Raw genomic sequence first — 20,855 nt, 5'->3', positions numbered from 1 at the left:
GCGGCTTGAAAAACTAACTAGCCTCTCAGGTTGGTTAGACTCAATTCATTGCCTCAAGAGCACCGAGATGGTGAATTTCCATCTCAATTTATTAAATACTGCTGAGCATCAAATATTCTATAAAATTAGTGACCTAGCGGAAATCGTCAAAATTCCTTCCTATAAGAACTGTTATTAGAACATCGAACGTGCAGTATTATATTTTTACCGAGACCGAGAATCTAAAGATATATAATTTGTTATGATCTTAATAATCACCAAATCTCGAATTAGTGTTTAATATACCTCCCCAGGGAGGTTATCGATAATATGCAAGAAATGACCAAAAATGAATACAGAGAATTTATGTTAATAGGAACGAAAACTCTGAAGATTGCGACCGTAAAGAAGGATGGTAGTCCGCATGTAGTTCCCATCTGGTTTGATCTTCATAATGGGAATATAGTTTTTACAACTGGTGGAGATTCAGTTAAAGCGAAGAATATGAGGCGTGATCCAAGGGTAGGTTTAACCGTTGATGATCAAACCCCACCATATGCCTTTGTTCAAATTGAGGGAATAGCTACCTTTTCAGAAGACCTGAAAGAAATGTTGTACTGGGCTACTCGTATTGGCGGGAGATACATGGGTGACGATCAAGCCGAGGCCTTTGGTAAACGAAACGCTGTTCCTGGTGAGTTACTGGTCAGGGTTAAGCCAAGTAAAATCATTGCCTACAAAGATGTAGCTGCCTGGTAGTAAAGGTAATTAATATACTGTAAACGGAGAATGAAAAATCTTGTTAGGAGCAATAGCAGGCGATATAATCGGTTCTGTCTTTGAGAGTAGACCTATAAAGACCACCGATTTCCCCCTTTTTTCGCCTCGCTCAAGATTTACAGACGATACGGTATTAACGGTAGCAGTCGCTCATTCTATCATAAATCACGTAGATTATTCTACATCATTAAAAACCTTCGGAAGGAAATACCCTGATGCTGGTTATGGCATGAGCTTTTACGACTGGATATTCTCTCATGAGAGTAGACCTTACAATAGCTGGGGGAATGGCTCCGCCATGAGGGTAAGCCCCATAGGATTTGCCTGTAACACTGTTGATGAAGTATTGAGAGAAGCTAAGAGGAGTGCCGAAATTACGCATAATCATCCCGAAGGTGTGAAAGGTGCTCAGGCTACGGCACTTGCCGTATTCCTTGCAAAAGAAGGACGGGATAAGGGAGAGATTAGACAAGAAGTCAGCAACAGGCTTGGTTATGACTTGAACCGCAGTTTAGACGAAATCAGACCCCATTATAGTTTCGACGTTTCATGTCAGGGGTCTGTCCCGGAATCGATTATAGCTTTTTTAGAGTCTGAAGATTTTGAAGACGCAATTAGGAACGGTATTTCACTGGGAGGTGATAGCGACACGATAGCTTGCATAGCCGGAGGTATTGCTCATGCATTTTACAAGTATATTCCGGAAGAGATAGTCTCAAAGGTAAGAGAAAGATTGCCCGATGAGTTTTTATCGATCCTAGACAGATTTAATTCAAAATATCATCTAAAAAGATGATACAGCCTTTTTAAAAGACACTAATCTCAAGGGATATGCATTTTTAAAGTGATGTCCTGGTTACAGAAGTCCTGAAAAGTTAATTTTTCGTAAGAACATATTATTACTTCTTTGAGCTTATATGATGTTAGAATAACTACTGATCAAATGCTTTATTACATCGTTAAAGTTCTTATCACAGCAATTTTGGTTGTTGCGATCTCTGAGGTATCGAAGCGTAGTTCGCTTCTCGGTGGAATTCTTGCTTCGCTCCCTATGATTTCTATCCTCGCCTTCATTTGGCTTTATATCGATACGAAAAGTGTGGAAAAGATATCCGAACTCTCGACCAGTATTTTTTGGCTGGTAATCCCTTCTTTGTCACTTTTTATAGCACTGCCGCTTCTACTTAAATCCAAAGTTAACTTTTATGCAAGCCTCATAATTTCGTGTGCAATTATGGCTTCACTATATTTCACAATGATTTCCGTCTTAAAAAGATTAAATATAAACTTTTGATTGTCACTACTGTAGATGTCATGTAATTAACGGACAAGATTTCCGGATTTCAATCTTAATCCTCTTTTTCATAATTCCATCTAGAACTAAATAGTATCAATCGGCATTCCAAAAATTGCCTTAAGAATATAACTATATTAATCATGCTTAACCATGTCCTGACGATAGGTCAGTATCTATTCCGCATCAAGACAAAGAAATTAGAAATAAATTATGGATTCTTGATCGATATTTTGCTCTCTAATCTTTTAGCTCGAGAATATGAGCGTTAATTTACGGGAGAAGATATTTAAGCCTTCTTTACAATAGTATTCTTAAGATACAGATTTATGGAACGAACCGCTATCTGATCATCAACGATTCTATCGACTATATAACTTCCTCTTATAATCGCGATTTGTGTGCTCGATTAAATTCAACAGACAACAGTAGCGCCGACATCCATTTGGTTACTTGGGGTCCATCCTTGTAAGATTACCCTTGAAATGATTCGCCTGCGAGATGCAGACGCTACTCTTTATCCCTACAGATATTTTCGAATTCTGATTATACTCTGAATGAGTTCAGATAATCGTCGAATAACGAAAAAGCCTTCTCAACATTTTTATGCGTAAGATCACGTGTTTCCCTTGTAAGCTTATCAGACATGCTTCTTACAGCATTTATATATTCCTTCTGAAAAGCTACGATACGGTCAACTCCGTCATCTAAAGCCTTTGAATTCCCATTTCCAAAAGGATTAACTTCCTTTGGTAGGTTTGAATAGAATTCCTTCAAGGATTTTACATAATCCTTTTCAGCATTTATCAAATAATCAACCTGGCTATTCAAAGACTTGACATTTTCTTCCCAGAGGGATACGGCAAATTCAAAGCCGTTCAGGCAACTTTCTTTCACGAGACCGGTAAGCTCTTTTACCGGATTCGTAACGTCCTTGGATCTTTGAGTTTCCTTTTTCTCTGCCATTTATGGCCTCCTAAATAATTTATTTTAAGCTTAATATAACAACTCTCAACGATTTGTCAAGGATTTTCTTCGCAAATGCAAAATAATATAAATCCTAATTATATTGCGATTATTGAACATTGAGAGTATGCCCATTGATAAATTACGCATCTGCTAATTAACTCGCCTCATCAATGCGAAGGAAATTAACAGTAAACAATTCATATTTTTCTACCCCCATCTAACTATGAAAATCTTCAAGAGATGAAATCTCCAATAAAACCCATTTTCCCATTGACTATCCCTACAAAGATTCCTACAATTATAAGATGAGGTCTTCGCCAAGGAGACCTTAAATTGTTTTATATCGTCAATATGTCCGATTGGTATGTACGAAACGTGATGGACTGAACAACTTTCTTGAAAATTTCTCAATGTTGAAAGTATTTTTAATCCTCTGATATAGAAGTTGTGGAGGTCTAAGATTCTGCATCTTAAATTGATCGGAGGCATAGATACCTGACTGAAGAGAATTTGCTGTATAAAATAGAGGCCCTGTTTCGAGAAGCTGGAAAGGCTCATCATGAGGCTTTTATTAAAACGGACGGCACAGATCCTGAATGGCCTCTTTGGTATGCAGGTTATCTATTAAATAAACTCGGAAAATTGCTAAATGCCAAATTCACAAAGAGCGAACTTATCTACTTAATCGTATCGGCTGATAAGGAGATGTCTTTGATAGCACCGGGTGCAGACTGGCCTAGCTATTACGCTAATTTTTTTGTTGATAGATACTCATAATATAGGACCTGACCCATAACATAATCTCTCCAACTCGTAGTCGAGTTCGGTTTTAAGGCCTAATTTGTGAAGAGCCTCGTTTGCTTCAGCAAGGCTTCTACATTCAGAGACGGTCCTGGCCGGTTTCGATATTTTCTCAAAGACAACACTAGGAGTTAAATAGAAGGTGATGGTGGAAATAATGGATAGGGATACACTTCGCCTGCCGCTTCTGATGGTAGTTCTATCAAATATTCCCTTTGCAGCTTCTACAGGCAGACGGCTAGCTTCGGTAGGCACAATTTCAACTACCTTCTCGAGTTCTTTCAGTGTTTCATGTGTGATACCCCAGCTTCCGAGAAGACCTCCCTCCTTCGCTATTTTTCTAATAGATTTTTCTAGTTCAGGCATGGTGAGTTCACCGTCGCAGCCAAATCCAAAAACTCCCATGATGGTATCTATTCTTTTTTCTAGTTCTGAAAGTGAGGCGGTCATTATTGCATCCGCGAGTGGGCTCATAATCCCTGGCTCATTTCCAAATGCAATGGCGTCACCACCAACGTCAATCCCAACTATCAAATCTGCATCTAGCTTTTCAGCAGCATCTAATAGTCCATTAACAACTTCTTTCACGCCATAGTTAACATCAACTAACAATGTTTCCTTACCGTAAATTTCCGATATCCTGGACTCGGCGAATTTCACGCCAGTGCTTGTAGTTGTTTTATGGTTTGAATACCAAACTGTATCGTTTATCTTCCTGGCATTCCTAGTTTCATTGAATTTCCTAGGGCCGGGAACAGGATCTATTACAGATCTTTCCCAGGAAAGGCCGCCCATAACATGTCCAACTCCGAAGTTTTCCAGTAATTTTGCAGTAGGAATCGTACCAACAATGTCTCCACCACCACCGATACCTAGAAGTATAGCCCTTCTAGAGCTCTTAAGAATTGCCTCTAATGTTCTAGTTTTGCTCAATTCCGCTCTTTAAGTTCTGAACCTCTCTTAAAATTACATATTGTTAATAGTGAGTTAAGATAAGGCAAGTATTATACCCTTGTCTCTCGATAATTAAATAAATGATTAACATTATCAAGGGTGCTGGATTTTTAAGAATATTTGTCTTTTCAGATCTATATTTGGGAATGTAATCAAACTGATATTGAATCGGGACTTCGGCTTTTCGAGGAGCAAAAAGAGTATATGATCGGTGAATGCAGGGTCCTTCGTAATACCTAGATGGTCGGAAAAAGAAACGTGACATTTGACCATACAATAGGTGATTGGAGTCTAGGTTGCCCGGAATTACAATCACGGGATTACTGTATCTGTGTGACTCCATTGCGGGTCGAGTATATAAATTGCCCAAATCGGGAGCCTTGTATTCGACCCCGCAGCTGATTAAATAAACACAAACAATTAGGGATAGAATTCTGTTACTCTGCATTGAGTTCAGGCCTGCTAAAATAATTTTCCTAAAGTAAAACGTTGGAATTATAATTCTGCCGAATTTAACTTACCATCATATCTGCCTTTTGATATTTGTATTTTGAAATATTAGATTTAGTAGAATCAAGAAAGGATTCAAAATTGAACAATGCCTATCAATGGTTAAAGATAAATACGAACTTTTCGACTATTAATTCATACTGAAACTAAAAGGAGATAACCTTGGATGGATCGATAGAAAAAATTCTAATGTTCACCGGTCATTGCTGTAATTATTTGATGATGGTAATTGAGACGAGTGCAAACAACTAAGATTTTGGTGTACAATCACGTTAGCAGATTTTGAATTTAATGCTAATGATAATATTTGCTCTTCAATACTAAAGCTTATATTGAGAGTTATAAAATATTAAGAAAAGAGTTTTGGGATACATGACATGGTCATCATTATAATGGGTGTAGAAGGAACCGGTAAAACAACTATTGGGAAAATGCTCGCAGAAAAACTCGGCTGGAAATTCTATGACGCAGACGATTACCACCCGGTAGCCAACATAGAAAAGATGCGAAATGGCATACCGTTGGATGATGAAGAGAGGCGGCCCTGGCTTAATGAGATTCGTAACTTGATTAACTCTTCTTTGAATGGTAATGAACCATCTATTATTGCTTGTTCTGCTTTAAAAAATTCTTATCGCGAATTCTTAAAACAAAGCAAAGAACAGATAATATTCGTTTATTTAAAGGGCGATAAGAATACAATTTCCAAACGGCTGGCTTCGCGCAAAGGACATTTCGCCGGAACTCAACTACTTGAAAGTCAACTAAGAACACTCGAGGAACCCGAAGGTGTAATTACTGCAGATATTTCAAAGCGCCCCGAAGTCATAGCCGATTCCATAATTGAAAAATTAGAACTATTATAGTCATAGAATTATCTATTATTTTGTTATAAGTGGTTAATGGCTTTGTAACCATTTGTGAACATTGTATTTATTTACTTGTCTTAGGCCCGACCATCGATTTATAATGGTAACTACGATTGTGATTTTCGTTTATCTTACTGAACAATCGAGTCTTGATGTGGTTTAAAAGGAGGATTGGAGGATCCCCATGCCAGATATATACAATAATAAATCCGCGCAATCACTAACATATGATTCATCTACTCAACCTGATAAGGGACGACGAGCCTTAAAGAGATTCCTCGAGGCGGAAAAGAGGAATACCCCTGTACTCTTTTGGGCCCTTCTGGTTGGGAGCCTTGCTGGATTAGTTGGCGCTGTATTTCAAATCATATTGATCGAAATCACAAGGTGGAGGATATCGCTTATAGGCTGGGCTGAAAATTATGATTTCATAGCTTGGGGTCTCCCGATTTTATTATCGGCGGTAATGGTTTATGTTGCCCTGCTTATAGTTCGAAATTTTGCACCGGAAACTAGCGGAAGCGGTGTTCAAGAAATAGAAGGAGCATTGGACGAGGAAAGGCCTCTCCGTTGGAAACGTGTTCTTCCGATAAAGTTTCTTGGAGGGATATTTGCGCTGGGCGGAGGCATGGTTCTAGGTAGAGAAGGTCCAACAATACAGATGGGTGGTAATATAGGAAAGATGATGGGGGATCTGTTTAAGGTGCCTAAGGATGAACTACATATATTGGTAGCAGCGGGAGCCGGTGCCGGCCTTGCGGCCGCATTCAATGCGCCTTTTGCTGGTATCCTTTTTGTTATAGAGGAGATGCGACCCCACTTTAAATTCACCTTTCTTTCGTTTCAATCCGTTATGGTTGCTTCAGCGATGTCTGACATAGTTCTTCGTAGTCTAATGGGGCAAGGGCCGGACATAGTGATGCCTCAATATCCATCCCCAGCATTGTCTTCTCTCTGGGTTTTCCTTATTTTTGGCGCCATCTTTGGACTTTTTGGATATCTATTTAACCACTTATTGATCGTATCACTCAACTTCTTCGCAGGATTGCGTGGCTGGTTATATATGTTTACAGGGCTTATTGTTGGTGCAATTATAGGTCTTTTGGGATGGCTCTTTCCCAACACAATAGGAGGGGGTTACGATGTAATACCTAAGGCGATTCAGAACACATTTCCAGTAATGACCCTCTTGGTCCTGTTTATAGCCAGATTTGGAACTACGGCTTTCAGTTATGGTTCCGGAGCCCCCGGTGGCATTTTTGCACCGATGCTTGCTTTAGGGACACTTTTCGGTCTGTGGTTTGGCCATTTCACTCATGAGCTATTTCCGGCTCACGTCTTACATCCGGAAATTTTTGCCGTTGCGGGAATGGGTGCGCTATTTTCTGCCACCGTTCGAGCCCCTTTAACAGGAATTGCATTGACTATCGAGATGACACTGAATTATTCACAAATTCTGCCCCTTATCTTGACTTGCATGTCGGCTACCATAGTTGCCCAGGGCTTGGGAGGAAGACCAATATACACAATTCTTTTACATCGAACCCTGAAACTGGCCAAATCAAAGACTAACCAGGTTAAAGAGGGGTAGTAGGATATTTAGAGCTGAAATGATAGAAGTATTGACATGATTTATATTGATATAATATACTTACAAGGATAAACGATGTTAAACTAGCAATTTAATAGTGTAATAATTGATTTTCCCATTACATATATGATCTAACAATGTGATATATTTAGCTTAATAGAATATTTAATTTTAGACGAAAGGCAACCGGTTCTGAAAAACAGGAGTAATAACATGATCATGAATAATAAGTTCCTATTTCTTAATTTGGTATTTTCGTTGGTCATTATTTGTCCAATTATCAGTTACGGTCAGAGTCTGGAGAAACGGGTTAGTAAGCTTGAGGAAAAAATCTTAACCCAGCAGAAACAATTAGAGGAAGCCTATAACACGATATCAAAGCTCCAGGAAGAGTTGAATTCATTGAATGCAGACCTGGGTACTTTTCGTAATTTGAAAGGATACGTGAGGCTAGTTCCTGGAACTATGGAAGGGGTTAGGGGACCAAATTTGATTTTCGAAGGAGTGAATGTTCATGTACGCAATAAAAGATCTTCCACAAGTATGGTTGACGGTTTGGGAAATCTTATTATCGGTTATAATGAGATTGGCGATGAGGCGGGCTTATTTTATCCTCCTCCAGTCAGAGACGGTTCACACAATCTCATCGTAGGATCCGGTCATTCATATGGCAGCGCGGGAGGTTTTGTAGCCGGTTACAGAAATACTATAGGAAATAGTTTTTCAACAGTTACCGGAGGGTTTTTAAATGTGGCCAATGGAGAGTATTCCTCGGTGTCGGGCGGCCTGCTTAACATAGCCGGTGGAGAATTCTCCGCAGTATCTGGCGGAATGCAAAACGATACAGCTAGTTTTGCATCATCAGTCACTGGAGGGTCATACAATGAATCTGAACTAATGGTATCATCGACTAGCGAAACCTCTGATAATGCTTTAGACGGTAACAGCAATAATACTGAACCTGAAATAGAACTTACCTTTGAAAATGATGGCACAAAAAATGAGACCAGTGTCAACAATGATAGCTCTGAGAATGAGACGCGGGCCGATACAAGTAAAGATGTTATTACTGTATTGGGTGGTTCTAGGTCTCAGCCGAACGTAACAGATAACAAAGACAAGGGTCCCGAAGAGTAGGAAAGTTTTATTGATTCCCTAGGCAGAATTGCAATTCGGGCTGCTGTTCCAACTCTAATGTAAAGTCTGTGCCATAAGGCCCTCAACTGTTTGACCCAATCGAATGGAGAAAATTTTTCCCCAAACTGGATTATTCGATAAAAATCTGATATCAAAAAGAATGATTTATATAGTTAAGTGATATTTCCGACCACTGAAATACTGTATTTAACTAGCAAATTCCCAGTAGCTAGCTGCGAGGACTTTCACTATTACTTAATACGTATGCGTTAAAAAGCGAACGTAAGACTTATGAACTTGATTAGAAAGGCTTTATCAAGGTGTTGGAATAAGTCTCGACTAAAATTATAGACGAAAATGTACAGTACGTGGGTTTCTAGACTAAAGGGAATTATTTTGTTTCCAACTTTGTTCTACTTGACCGTTTACATACCATTGGCCTTCATTGTATATCTTCCATATTGGTATAAATTCAATTGTAACTGGAATGAACGCTGCGATACGATCGGTTATGAAAGGGCCGAAAAAGGAATCGATGATTTGACATCATTCTTTTTGCATAAAGGGGAATTAGTATCATTCTGGACGAAAAAAGAAAAGCTACATTTAGGAGAGGTTCGTGATATTTTTGATAATATGTTTATTATTGCCATCATCTGTGTCATATGTTTAATGCTGACGTTTGACAGGCTCCGGGTTTCTAGATTTGCAATTGTGAATGCATTAATCATCGTCGCTTTATTAGTTGTATTACCCTTCTTCACGACTTTTTGGAGGGATGTTTTCCATCCCCTACTCTTTAGCAATAATCTCTGGATGAATAACAGGTTTGATCTTTCATTCTACATAATGCCCAGACAATTCTTTAAATACACCACAGTGCTTTTAATCGCATCCAGTGTGATACTTAATCTTGGAATCTGGTCCGTATCTCGTAGACGTATCGCGAGCCCTCGATAATCTTGCTAATTTGATTTTTATTTTCATCACACTAATATCGAAATTTTTCCTATTAAAGGATTGATTGAAATACCACATAAAGTCGAAATTCAACAAATATTAAAAGGAGATGCAAAGGATGATCCTGAGACCCTGCATCATTATAGCTGAGATGCCAGCGCATTTAGAATAACCCCCGAATTGGTTGTTTTCCCCAAAGACGTTGACGACATAAATAAGGTGGTAAATAAGGTGGTAAATTATGTGACAGGCAAAAAGACAGCTGGCGACGATTCTATATCGCTAACTCCTCACTCCTGCGGTACTGACATGGCGGGTGGAGATTTAAATGAATCTATAATACTGGACGTAAACGCCCACATGAACAAAATAATCGACATTGGTTCTGAATCAGCAATAGTTCAACCTGGAGTGCCATTTAGATTATTTGAGAAGGAAAGCCCCAAATATAAAAGCATGCTTCCCAGTTATCCAGCTTCAAAATCAATGGCTTCAGTCGGTGGTACGGTTGCAAATAATTCAGGCGGTGAAAAGTCTTTGCGTTATGGGCAGACGAAGACTACGTCGAAGCTCTTAAAGTCGTCCCTAGAGACGGAAATGAATAAGAATTTAAAGAACTCAATAGAAAAGAGCTGGATGAAAAATTAACCCAGGATAACTTCCACTGCGCTTATTTATTATATTTATTTGACGACCTCGACACCATTCCAGAAGGCAACATATTTAGATATTTCCTTCGCCTCTTCTTTCGGTTCTGGGTAATACCAGGCGGCATTCCTGTTTCTATCACCGTTCACAACAACATCGTAATAACTGGCTACCCCCTTCCAGGAACATAGAGTATGGGTCTCACTTTCCTGAAAGTACTCTTTTTCGATACTCTCCGGCGGGAAATAATGGTTGCCTTCAACGACTATTGTATCGTCACTTTCGGCAATGACTGTGCCATTCCATATGGCTTTCATAGTTATGTCCCTCCAGAATCGTTAGTAAAATTCAGGCATTGTTAATCTAATTCACCAATGTTGGAGTAATAATTAAACCCAACAAAAATTGATTTGCTTAACCCTTTATATATGTTGAATCAGTAACAGTATTAGATCACTTTATGGTGATCTAGATTCAGTATTTCTTCTTCAATATGATATCTTATTCGAGTGATTAAAGAAGGTCTAGCATTTATTGCCCTGGTTTATATAACATTGTTTCCAGTATTCTCAATTGGAAAACAAGGTGGTGAAATAACTTCTCAAGAAATCATTTCACACATAAGGTATCTATCTTCTGATGAGCTTCAAGGAAGAAAGGCCGGGACTCAAGGTGCTAATATCGCCGCTAAATATATTGCAGAGGAATTTAGCAAGGCGGGTCTTAAACCATTAGGAGACCAGGGAACATATTTTCAGAAATTCCCAGTTTTATACGGAATGAAAATTGGTGATGCGAATTCACTCGCGCTAGAGTATGGGAAACGTAGAGAATCTATTAGGATAGGTGAAGACTATATTCCCATTAGTTTTTCCAGCACGGGGGAGACAACGGGGGACCTTGTATTTGCAGGGTATGGAATAAGTGCCCCGGAATTGAATTATGATGACTACGAGAGAATAGACATAAAAGATAAAATCGTATTGGTATTGCGCTTTACTCCTGAGAGTAATGTTAAAGATAGTCCATTTTATACGTATGCCCCACTCAGATATAAAGCCATAAACGCCAGAAAAAAGGGAGCAAAAGGCATAATATTCATGACTCCATCGTCAGTGGAAGAGGAGGCAGAATTGGGCGGCTTGAGATTTGACCCATCCTTTACAGATTCGGGCATACAAGCCGTAGTTCTTAGAAGAGATATAGGCAAAACGATTTTGAGTTATGCAGACAGAGACTTAAAATCCCTTGAACTAGCGCTATCCAACAAGAAAAACTCTTCGTTTAATGTCCCTGAAACAACGGTTTATTTACAGACAGACTTGATTGCAGAAAGAAGCTACACTACAAATGTTATTGGCTTATTGGAGGGCTCTAATCCAGACCATAAACGTGAAGTGATAGTGATCGGGGCTCATTACGATCATATTGGTCTTGGAGGGAATACCTCGAGGCATGGTGATGAAAAAAAGGGTGATAAAATATATAATGGCGCCGACGATAACGCTTCGGGTGTTTCCGGATTGTTAGAGCTAGCAGAGTATTTTTCTCACGAGAAAGAAAGTCTAGACAGTAGCCTACTATTTGTAGCATTTTCTGCTGAGGAACTTGGAATCTTGGGATCATCATACTATGTGAAGAACCCAAAAATTCCATTAGAAAATGCCAAGGCTATGATAAACATGGATATGATTGGGAGACTTAAAAATAATGAGCTTACAGTCTTTGGAGTCGGCTCATCGCCGGCATGGCAGGGTTTAATCAACAATGTTAATTCTGGAGTTGGTTTAGTGCTGAAGCTTCGAGATAGTGGCATCGCCCCTAGCGATCAGACCGTATTTTACACCAAAAATATACCGGTTCTCCATTTTTTCACCGGTATCCACTCCGATTATCATGCCCCAAGCGACGAGTGGCAAAAGATCAACCCGGAAGGAGAAGAAAAGGTCTTGATGTTGATATCGGATCTTATCCTCGAATTAAATGGATCATTAGATATGATTGCCTTCTCCAAAGTAAAAGGAGAAGAGAAGAGTCCGTCAGGTTTCAACGTATACCTGGGTACCATTCCTGATTATTCAGAAAATCCCGATGGGGTTCGACTGATGGGTGTTAGGGGTGGAAGTCCTGCGGAAAAGGCTGGACTCAAAGACGGGGACGTTATAATCGAGTTCTCTGGCGAGCGGATTACGAACATATATGATTATGTCGTTGCGTTAGGAGAAGCTAAAGCAGGTATAAAGACAGATATAATGATTAAAAGGGATAAAAAGCTCATGGAAATCATGATCGTTCCTGAGCCCAGAATAGATGGGGAATGAGTGTCACACAAGCTCGTTATATGTTAAAAATCAAGAATTGATCTTTCCTTCTTTCGAAATTAGACATGTAGCTATAATTATGGTAAACTGCCCATCATTAGTTTTTACCAGTTGCAAACCCTATTAGCCCACTTCAATCTTGACAAATAGAAGGATAGAAATATAATATATACATCATGGATGCATGATATCCATAATTCTTCGTTATCGGGTTAGAAATTATGCAAGTAAGTAGAACATTAGATTACGCTGTGAGGTCCTTGGCCTATATGGGGAAAAACCCTGTATTAACCTCAAGCATGAAAGAGATATCAGAACATCAACACATACCGAAAAACTACCTGGCTAAGATAATGCGGAGGCTTGTAAAAAGGGGTCTTATAAGATCAATGGTCGGCCCGGATGGAGGTTATATTTTGAGAAAATCTCCACAAGAAATTAACCTGAGAGAGGTATATGAGGCTATAGAGGGTGAACTGAGGATTATTGATTGTATGGATAAGGCTAAGATCTGTGCACTTTATGCGTGTTGTCCACAACTCCCTGTATGGGACAGGGTTCGGGTATCTATGATAAAGATACTTGAGGACACAACGCTCGACGATATGTTAAAGCAGATTGGAACTGATTTAAGTTAACGAAATATTGATATCTTTAAATTTGGAGGCTATTAAATGAGCGTAGATCTCGAACAGTTGTCAAAACAAGAATACAAATACGGATTCGTTACGAACATCGAGCAGGAAATTGCACCTAAGGGTTTGAATGAGGATGTCATTCGAATGATTTCAGCTAAGAAGAATGAACCCGAATGGTTGTTAGAGTGGCGTCTAAAAGCCTATAGGAATTGGCTGACAATGAAGGAGCCAAAATGGCATAACGTTCATTATCCCCCTATTGACTACAACGATATTAGCTATTATGCCGCGCCTAAACAGACAAAGAAGGCGAAGAGTCTAGACGATATAGACCCTGAACTAAGGGCAACATATGAAAAACTCGGAATTCCTCTCGAAGAGCAAATGATGCTTGCAGGTGTTGCCGTAGATGCAGTCTTTGACAGTGTTTCGCTGATTACAACATTCAAGGAAAAACTTGCTGAATTAAATATAATATTTTGTTCTATTTCAGAGGCGGTGCAGGAATATCCAGAATTGGTTAAGAAGTATATGGGGTTTGTAGTACCTCATAACGACAACTACTTTGCCGCCCTCAACTCTGCGGTGTTTACGGATGGTTCCTTCGTTTATGTTCCAAAGGGTGTTCGCTGTCCTATGGAATTGTCTACATATTTCCGTATAAATGCAGAGAATACAGGACAGTTTGAAAGAACGCTGATCATTGCGGAAGAAGGAAGCTACGTTAGCTACCTTGAGGGATGTACCGCACCAAAACGTGATGAAAACCAGTTGCATGCGGCTGTAGTAGAACTTATAGCTCACAATGATGCAACAATCAAGTATTCTACAATACAGAATTGGTATCCAGGTGACAAGGATGGTAAAGGGGGTATTTACAACTTTGTCACAAAAAGGGGAAGATGCATAGGGAGAAATTCTCATATTTCCTGGACACAAGTCGAGACCGGTTCTGCTATAACATGGAAATATCCAAGTTGTATTCTCGAGGGTGACAATTCCGTGGGTGAATTTTATTCTGTCGCATTAACTAACAATCGCCAGCAGGCTGATACGGGAACTAAGATGATTCATATAGGTAAGAATACGAGTAGCACTATCGTATCAAAAGGAATATCTGCTGGCTACGGTCAAAACACATATCGAGGGTTAGTTCAAATTGGTAAGAATGCTACCGGTGCGCGTAACTATACGCAGTGTGACTCCATGCTCATAGGAGATAAATGCGGAGCTCATACATTTCCTTATATAGAAGTAAAGAACTCTACAGCCCGGATGGAACACGAAGCAAGCACATCTAAAATAGGCGATGATCAGATCTTTTATTGTCGACAAAGGGGTCTCTCTGCTGAGGATGCGGTTTCACTCATTGTCAATGGGTTTTGTAAAAAGGTATTCCGTGAGCTGCCATTCGAATTTGCTGTAGAGGCAGAACGACTATTGAGTGTCAGTCTTGAGGGAAGCGTCGGATAGACAATCCAAACTGAACCTATTACTCATTGTCACGAAAACCATTATTTAATAGATAATTACATGGAGGAATTATGCTTGAGATAAAGAACTTACATGTGAGTGTGGACAACCAGGAAATTCTCAAGGGATTGAGCCTGGCGATTAATCCCGGGGAGATACACTCTATAATGGGTCCCAATGGTTCGGGAAAGAGTACATTAGCTCAGGTACTTGCAGGACGCGATACATACAAGGTTACGGACGGTGAAATTCTGTACGAGGGTAGAAACCTCTTAGAAATGTCTCCCGAGGAAAGGGCACGTGAGGGTATTTTCATGGCTTTCCAATACCCTGTAGAAATACCAGGTGTTGCAAATACATACTTCCTTCGGGAAGCATTGAATGCTATTAGAAAGCACAAGGGTCTCGAACCCCTTAAGCACGTCGAGTTTGTCAAGCTGGTAAAGGAGAGGATGAAATCTCTCGACGTTGATGACAATCTTTTACAACGCTCCGTGAATGAGGGCTTTTCCGGGGGTGAGAAAAAGCGGAATGAGATCTTTCAATTGCAGGTTTTGGAGCCCAGGTTTGCCATACTAGATGAGACTGATTCGGGGTTGGATATTGATGCCCTTAAGATTGTCGCCAGGGGTGTAAACACGATGCGAACAGATGAACGGTCCTTTTTGATAATCACTCATTACCAGAGGCTCCTTAACTACATAATTCCTGACATTGTACATGTACTGGTAGATGGGAGAATAGTAAAATCAGGTGGAAAAGAATTGGCATTAGAGCTTGAAGACAAAGGGTACGTGGGGGTTGGCGATGAACTGACTAACAGCAATGTGGCTCGAAATTAATAGGGTGATCGAAAATGGAAATTGAGATGCAGGATATTGATAGCTATCTTGAAGGCTTCCTTAAATATCAGGAGTACTCTGCCGGTAGAGAGATTAGATGGTTTAGGGAGAATCGAGAAAAAGCCATACACGCGTTTAAGAAATTGGGGTTCCCTACAATCCATGACGAAGACTGGAGATTTACAAACCTGGCTCCAATTGAACGCACTCCCTTCAGATTAATGCTTAATGGGAAATCAAATCTATCAAGGAATGATATAGAGCCATTTGTTTTTTCTGATTCGTTACAAAATCAACTAGTCTTTATCGATGGCAGATTTTCGGTTGAACTTTCTTCGCTAAATACTAGCGGCGGAGTTAGAATATCAAATCTTACAAAAGCATTGTTTGATTACCAGGATTTGTTGAGCGAGCATCTCACGCACTATGCTGACTTCGAACATGAAGCTTTTACAGCACTGAACACAGCCTTTATGGAAGATGGTGCATTCGTATCAATACCAAAAGGGGTTTTGCTTCATGAACCTATCCATTTGTTATATATAACGACCATTAATGACATTCCTTGTATTGCGAATCCCCGTAATTTGATAATTCTTGAGGATAACAGTCAGGCTAACATTATTGAACATTATGTTTCACTGGGTAGCAATGTATATTTCTCTAACGTCGTTACAGAGGTCGTTATTGGTGAAAACAGTACGCTTGATCATTATATGATTGAAAGAGAGAGCGTAAAGGCCTATAACGTTTCTACTCTACGGGTTGAACAGATGCGTAATAGCAACCTAAATTCCCACTCTTTACTGCTTGGTGGATCTCTTGTAAGAAATAATGTTCATCCAGTGCTTGCTGGAGAGGGCTGCCATTCATTTATAAACGGTTTGTTCATGTCTACAGGCAGGCAACATATGGATAATTACATGAAAGTAGAACATGTGAGTCCCCATTGCGACAGTCGACAACTTTATAATGGTGTCTTAAATGGCAAGTCAAGGGGAGTATTCCACGGCCGAATTATTGTGCATAAAGATGCTCAGAAAACGGATGCCAAACAGACAAATAGAAATCTTCTACTTTCCGATTCGGCACAGATAGATACTAAGCCTCAACTTGAAATTTATGCGGATGATGTGAAATGCACCCACGGTGCTACTATAGGACAGATAGATGAGAATGCCATTTTCTATATTCGATCCCGTGGCTTATCCGAAGAATCTGCTCGTGCAATGCTACTGTATGCTTTCACAAGCAAGAGCCTAGAGAGTATGAATGTGGAACAAATCAGAGATTACATCGAAAAGCTTGTGACAGAGTGGTTTGCAAAAGGGAACTTGATTCAACTACCAAGTTAACGTAAACGAAGTGTATTTAAAAGTATTCCATGAGCTCTATGTTTTTGGGAAATCCGGATTGATAGATAGGAACATCATTATTAAATTGAGAACAAAAAAAAGATGAATACTGAGCAATTTGATTATATTCTAGATCACTTCAAACACCCAAGAAACTATAAAAGGCTTAGTGAACCGGATATCTCTTATGAGGAAGGTAATCCTTTGTGTGGGGATGTAATACGTTTCGATTTTAGAATTAAAAATAACAAAGTTAGTGAGACAGGATTTTCTGGTAAAGGGTGCGCTATAAGCCAGGCTTCTGCATCAATATTAACTGAAATGATAGTGAATAAAGATTTGGAATCTGTAAGAGAAATTACTGCGGATGACTTGCTAGAAGCAATAGGGATGAGAATTAGTCCAGTCAGGTTAAAATGTGCACTGTTGTCTCTCAAGGTTTTAAAATCTGGACTTTTTGGGAAAAATGACTGGCCTGGAGAAGAATGAAGCATATAAAATAGCCAAGCCTGAGCAGAGCCATAACTTTGTTGCAAATGAGAAGGTAAGAAAATTTACATGAATAATGGGTTTATCAGGGTTGCAATTAAATCTGAGATCTTACCTGGGGAAGTTAAATCGTTTGCGGTAGACAATGAGATCATTGCAGTTTGCAACGTTGGCGGTTATTTCTATGCAATCAAAGACAAATGTACCCACATGGAATTTCCTCTTTCAGACGGAGTCTTGGAGAATGAGACTATTACTTGCGCTTACCACGGAGCGGAGTTCAATGTGAAGACCGGCGAAGCCCTATGTATGCCTGCTGTAGAACCAGTCGAAACATATGAATTAAAAGTGGAGGGGGATGATATATACGTTTTAGTAGATTGATAACGTATAAACTAGGGGCTAGATATGCAAAAGGAATATCTAAATTCTATAAAATTTGAATCCAATGAAATTAGAAAAGACTTTCCTATCTTCGAAAGAAAAATAGGGGGCAAACCACTTATCTATCTTGACAATGCCGCAACAACTCAAAAACCAAGATATGTGATAGAGGCCGAAAAAAGCTTTTATGAGACAGTAAATGCGAATATTCATAGGGCTGTCCATACGCTTAGTCACGAGTCTACTGTTCTATATGAAAATGCGCACAAGAGTGTTGCAAATTTCATAGGGGCAAAGAGTTGGAGAGAAATAATATTTACAAGAAATGCCACTGAGGCAATAAATCTTGTAGCATATGCCTGGGGTCTTCACAATCTTCAGAAAGGGGATGAGATCGTAACTACCATTATGGAGCATCACTCGAATATTGTTCCATGGCAAATGCTTAAAAGATTGAAGGGAATAGAGGTAAAGTTTTTGGACGTTGACGATGAAGGCAGATTGAGGGTTGAAGATCTTCCAAAGTTTATTTCAGAAAGGACGAAACTTGTGTCCGTAGTTCATGCATCAAATGTTTTGGGTGTAGTTAATCCAGTAAAAGAGATTGTTGACGAGGCAAAGAAGGTTGGGGCCTTGGTCCTGGTTGATGCAGCTCAATCAGTGCCCCATCTCCCCGTTGATGTTTCAGCGCTCGGTTGTGATTTTTTAGTAGCTTCAGGACATAAGATGTTGGGTCCAACAGGCACCGGATTTCTCTATGGACGAAAAGAACTTCTTGAACAAATGGAGCCCTTTAATTATGGCGGTGATATGATAGAGACTGTAACAATTGATAAATCAACATGGAATGAACTACCATGGAAATATGAAGCCGGAACCCCGAATATCGCAGGTGGGGTAGGATTAGGTGCAGCCATCGATTATTTGAATAGGATCGGCTTTGAAGAAATTCAAAACTATGAAAAATTACTTACTAGTTACACTCTTGAAAGACTCCTAGATCTGCCATGGATTGAACTTCACGGTCCAAAAGATGTTGTAGATAAGCTTGGAGTATTTACTTTTAACATAAAAGATATACATCCTCATGATATTTCATGGATACTGGATGGGGAAGGAATCGCAGTACGCTCTGGCCATCACTGCGCACAACCTCTTATGAGAAGACTTAATATAGATAACGCTGTTAGGGCAAGTCTATACTTATACAACACTATGGAGGAGATTGATAGTTTAATCGAGGCGCTAAAAAAAGCTCAGAATCTGTTTAAAAATTAAAATATAGCAATGAAGCCGAATCGAATGGAATAAAAAATAAAAATCACTGATTCATTAGATTGAGAAATTCCTTATTAGTTTTGGTTCCACTAATTTTGTCTAAAAGAAATTCCATTGCTTCAGTTGTATTCATAGGACTGAGTATCTTTCTAAGCAGCCATACCCTATTGATAACATCCGGTGGAAGTAATAATTCTTCCTTCCTTGTTCCGGATTTTAGAAGATCAATTGCCGGAAAAATCCTCTTATCGGCCAATCTTCTGTCTAAGTAGACCTCCATATTACCCGTGCCTTTAAATTCTTCGAAAATGACCTCGTCCATCCTGCTCCCAGTATCTATTAAGGCCGTGGCTATAATTGTGAGGCTGCCACCCTCTTCCGTATTCCTGGCGGCCCCAAAAAATCTCTTGGGCCTTTGCAGAGCGTTCGCTTCCATACCTCCTGATAATACCCTTCCACTGGCCGGAGTTACCGTATTGCTAGCACGCGCGAGCCTAGTTAGACTGTCTAGAAGAATCACGACGTCTTTTCCATGTTCAACGAGTCTCTTTGCTTTTTCAAGTACCATATCGGCAACCTGGATATGTCGCTGTGCTGGCTCATCAAAGGTTGAACTGACGACTTCCCCTTTTACCGATCTTTCCATATCTGTGACTTCTTCAGGACGCTCATCTATAAGAAGTACTATAAGGACTATTTCTGGGTTGTTCTTTGTTACAGCATTTGCGATTCTTTGCAGAAGAATGGTTTTTCCAGTTCTTGGCGGAGCAACTATGACGCCCCTCTGACCTTTACCAACGGGTATAAATAAATCCATTACTCTTGAACAGAATTCGTTGGGGTCATACTCTAAGTTGATTTTCTCATCAGGGTGAAGTGGGACGAGGCCCTCGAACGGAACCCTTTCCTTGCATGATTCAAGTGAATCTTGATTAACTAGTTCAATTTTTAAAAGCGCAAGATTCTTCTCCCCCTCTCTAGGAAGGCGAACCTGGCCGCCAACTGTGTCACCTGTTTTGAGATTAAATGAGCGGATCTGTGATTTTGAGACGTAAATATCATCAGGACCGGGAAGATAACTGTATTTTGGTGATCTTAAAAAACCGTAACCTTCCGAAAGTATTTCGAGGACACCCTCGGCATAAATCATCCCCTCCTTCTCGCTCTGGGCTTTTAAAACAGCATATATAAGATCTTGTTTTGACATTCTAGATGTTTCTTCGATATGTAGCTCCCGTGCGATCTTCATTAATTCTGAAGTTCTCCTATCTCTGAGCTCATTCAGGTTAAGGAAAGGAGACTCAGGTCCCTCTAGCACTTTTTCTTCGGTGGATTGTTGCGCTTTCGAAGCTCTTGCCATAAATACTTATGTTCTCGATTCAATAATAAATCTTAGGATAAAAGATCTCGACTCAATATAGAGGAAATTATTTAATGGTTCATTTAGAGTTGCATTTAGCTATGTAACTAATATTATGCACACTAATAATACGTCTTGTCAAGTGGAATTTATTCAAAAGTTAAATATTATCTATACTTAAATCTAGTATAAGACAAAATCTTATATTATTAGAAGCAAACAG

At 39.6% G+C, this 20,855-nt stretch carries 21 protein-coding genes; 17 read left to right on the top strand and 4 right to left on the bottom strand.

Going from position 1 to position 20,855, the window contains the following annotated elements:
• Positions 1–309 precede the first annotated feature (309 nt).
• The 3 genes from VGA95_05285 (at position 310) to VGA95_05275 (ending at position 2,053) form a co-directional block, all read left to right on the top strand.
• The gene (locus tag VGA95_05285) at positions 310–738 is read left to right on the top strand and encodes a PPOX class F420-dependent oxidoreductase (GenBank protein ID HEX9665958.1); all 429 of its coding nucleotides are present in this window, start codon (positions 310–312) and stop codon (positions 736–738) included.
• 40 nt (positions 739–778) lie between these two features.
• Complete coding sequence (locus VGA95_05280; GenBank protein ID HEX9665957.1) at positions 779–1,555, top strand: ADP-ribosylglycohydrolase family protein; 777 nt, start codon at positions 779–781, stop codon at positions 1,553–1,555.
• A gap of 147 nt (positions 1,556–1,702) precedes the next feature.
• Positions 1,703–2,053: a DUF3147 family protein gene (locus VGA95_05275; GenBank protein HEX9665956.1), complete on the top strand. Its 351-nt coding sequence runs from the start codon at positions 1,703–1,705 to the stop codon at positions 2,051–2,053.
• A gap of 546 nt (positions 2,054–2,599) precedes the next feature.
• Here the strand turns inward: VGA95_05275 and VGA95_05270 are convergent.
• Complete coding sequence (locus tag VGA95_05270; protein HEX9665955.1) at positions 2,600–3,019, bottom strand: hypothetical protein; 420 nt, start codon at positions 3,017–3,019, stop codon at positions 2,600–2,602.
• 513 nt (positions 3,020–3,532) lie between these two features.
• Between VGA95_05270 and VGA95_05265 the strand changes: the two genes are divergently transcribed.
• On the top strand, positions 3,533–3,799 hold the full coding sequence (locus VGA95_05265; GenBank protein HEX9665954.1) for a hypothetical protein: 267 nt from the start codon (positions 3,533–3,535) through the stop codon (positions 3,797–3,799).
• Here the strand turns inward: VGA95_05265 and VGA95_05260 are convergent.
• On the bottom strand, positions 3,794–4,756 hold the full coding sequence (locus VGA95_05260) for a DUF1152 domain-containing protein (protein ID HEX9665953.1): 963 nt from the start codon (positions 4,754–4,756) through the stop codon (positions 3,794–3,796). The two genes, VGA95_05265 and VGA95_05260, sit on opposite strands and share 6 nt — an antisense overlap.
• Positions 4,757–5,664: 908 nt before the next feature.
• On the opposite strand from VGA95_05260, the gene VGA95_05255 reads away from it, so the two are divergent.
• The 5 genes from VGA95_05255 (at position 5,665) to VGA95_05235 (ending at position 10,492) form a co-directional block, all read left to right on the top strand.
• Positions 5,665–6,153 (top strand): gluconokinase, encoded by a 489-nt coding sequence (locus VGA95_05255; protein HEX9665952.1) that lies wholly within the window; start codon positions 5,665–5,667, stop codon positions 6,151–6,153.
• Positions 6,154–6,340: 187 nt separating this feature from the next.
• Positions 6,341–7,747 carry a H(+)/Cl(-) exchange transporter ClcA gene (gene clcA / locus VGA95_05250; protein HEX9665951.1) on the top strand — a complete coding sequence of 469 codons (1,407 nt, stop codon included), beginning with the start codon at positions 6,341–6,343 and terminating at the stop codon, positions 7,745–7,747.
• 219 nt (positions 7,748–7,966) lie between these two features.
• Positions 7,967–8,884: a hypothetical protein gene (locus VGA95_05245; protein HEX9665950.1), complete on the top strand. Its 918-nt coding sequence runs from the start codon at positions 7,967–7,969 to the stop codon at positions 8,882–8,884.
• Positions 8,885–9,241: 357 nt separating this feature from the next.
• Positions 9,242–9,844 carry a DUF1461 domain-containing protein gene (locus VGA95_05240; protein HEX9665949.1) on the top strand — a complete coding sequence of 201 codons (603 nt, stop codon included), beginning with the start codon at positions 9,242–9,244 and terminating at the stop codon, positions 9,842–9,844.
• Between the two features lie 180 nt (positions 9,845–10,024).
• Positions 10,025–10,492, top strand: a complete 468-nt coding sequence (locus VGA95_05235) for an FAD-dependent oxidoreductase (protein ID HEX9665948.1) — start codon at positions 10,025–10,027, stop codon at positions 10,490–10,492.
• Positions 10,493–10,527: 35 nt separating this feature from the next.
• Here VGA95_05235 and VGA95_05230 read toward each other — a convergent pair whose 3' ends face one another.
• A complete protein-coding gene (locus VGA95_05230) occupies positions 10,528–10,809 on the bottom strand; it encodes a DUF427 domain-containing protein (GenBank protein HEX9665947.1) in 282 nt (93 codons plus the stop codon).
• A gap of 192 nt (positions 10,810–11,001) precedes the next feature.
• Here VGA95_05230 and VGA95_05225 point away from each other — a divergent pair, with 192 nt between their 5' ends.
• The 8 genes from VGA95_05225 (at position 11,002) to VGA95_05190 (ending at position 19,272) form a co-directional block, all read left to right on the top strand.
• Positions 11,002–12,813, top strand: a complete 1,812-nt coding sequence (locus VGA95_05225) for a M28 family peptidase (GenBank protein HEX9665946.1) — start codon at positions 11,002–11,004, stop codon at positions 12,811–12,813.
• Positions 12,814–13,034: 221 nt separating this feature from the next.
• On the top strand, positions 13,035–13,451 hold the full coding sequence (locus VGA95_05220) for an Rrf2 family transcriptional regulator (GenBank protein HEX9665945.1): 417 nt from the start codon (positions 13,035–13,037) through the stop codon (positions 13,449–13,451).
• Positions 13,452–13,487: 36 nt separating this feature from the next.
• Entirely contained in the window at positions 13,488–14,924 is a 1,437-nt protein-coding gene (sufB, locus tag VGA95_05215; protein HEX9665944.1) for a Fe-S cluster assembly protein SufB, read from the top strand.
• Between the two features lie 71 nt (positions 14,925–14,995).
• The gene (gene sufC, locus VGA95_05210; protein HEX9665943.1) at positions 14,996–15,766 is read left to right on the top strand and encodes a Fe-S cluster assembly ATPase SufC; all 771 of its coding nucleotides are present in this window, start codon (positions 14,996–14,998) and stop codon (positions 15,764–15,766) included.
• Positions 15,767–15,780: 14 nt separating this feature from the next.
• Positions 15,781–17,121 (top strand): Fe-S cluster assembly protein SufD, encoded by a 1,341-nt coding sequence (gene sufD / locus VGA95_05205; GenBank protein ID HEX9665942.1) that lies wholly within the window; start codon positions 15,781–15,783, stop codon positions 17,119–17,121.
• Between the two features lie 102 nt (positions 17,122–17,223).
• A complete protein-coding gene (locus VGA95_05200) occupies positions 17,224–17,610 on the top strand; it encodes an iron-sulfur cluster assembly scaffold protein (protein HEX9665941.1) in 387 nt (128 codons plus the stop codon).
• A 69-nt stretch (positions 17,611–17,679) separates the two neighbouring features.
• Positions 17,680–17,994 carry a non-heme iron oxygenase ferredoxin subunit gene (locus tag VGA95_05195; protein HEX9665940.1) on the top strand — a complete coding sequence of 105 codons (315 nt, stop codon included), beginning with the start codon at positions 17,680–17,682 and terminating at the stop codon, positions 17,992–17,994.
• Between the two features lie 24 nt (positions 17,995–18,018).
• The gene (locus tag VGA95_05190) at positions 18,019–19,272 is read left to right on the top strand and encodes a cysteine desulfurase (GenBank protein HEX9665939.1); all 1,254 of its coding nucleotides are present in this window, start codon (positions 18,019–18,021) and stop codon (positions 19,270–19,272) included.
• Between the two features lie 43 nt (positions 19,273–19,315).
• Here the strand turns inward: VGA95_05190 and rho are convergent, their stop codons facing one another.
• Complete coding sequence (rho, locus tag VGA95_05185) at positions 19,316–20,632, bottom strand: transcription termination factor Rho (GenBank protein HEX9665938.1); 1,317 nt, start codon at positions 20,630–20,632, stop codon at positions 19,316–19,318.
• Positions 20,633–20,855: the final 223 nt, after the last annotated feature.

The organism is Thermodesulfobacteriota bacterium, from assembly GCA_036397855.1.
Lineage (GTDB): Bacteria > Desulfobacterota_D > UBA1144 > Nemesobacterales > CSP1-2 > DASWID01.
This window is presented reverse-complemented; position numbering and strand designations above follow the sequence as displayed.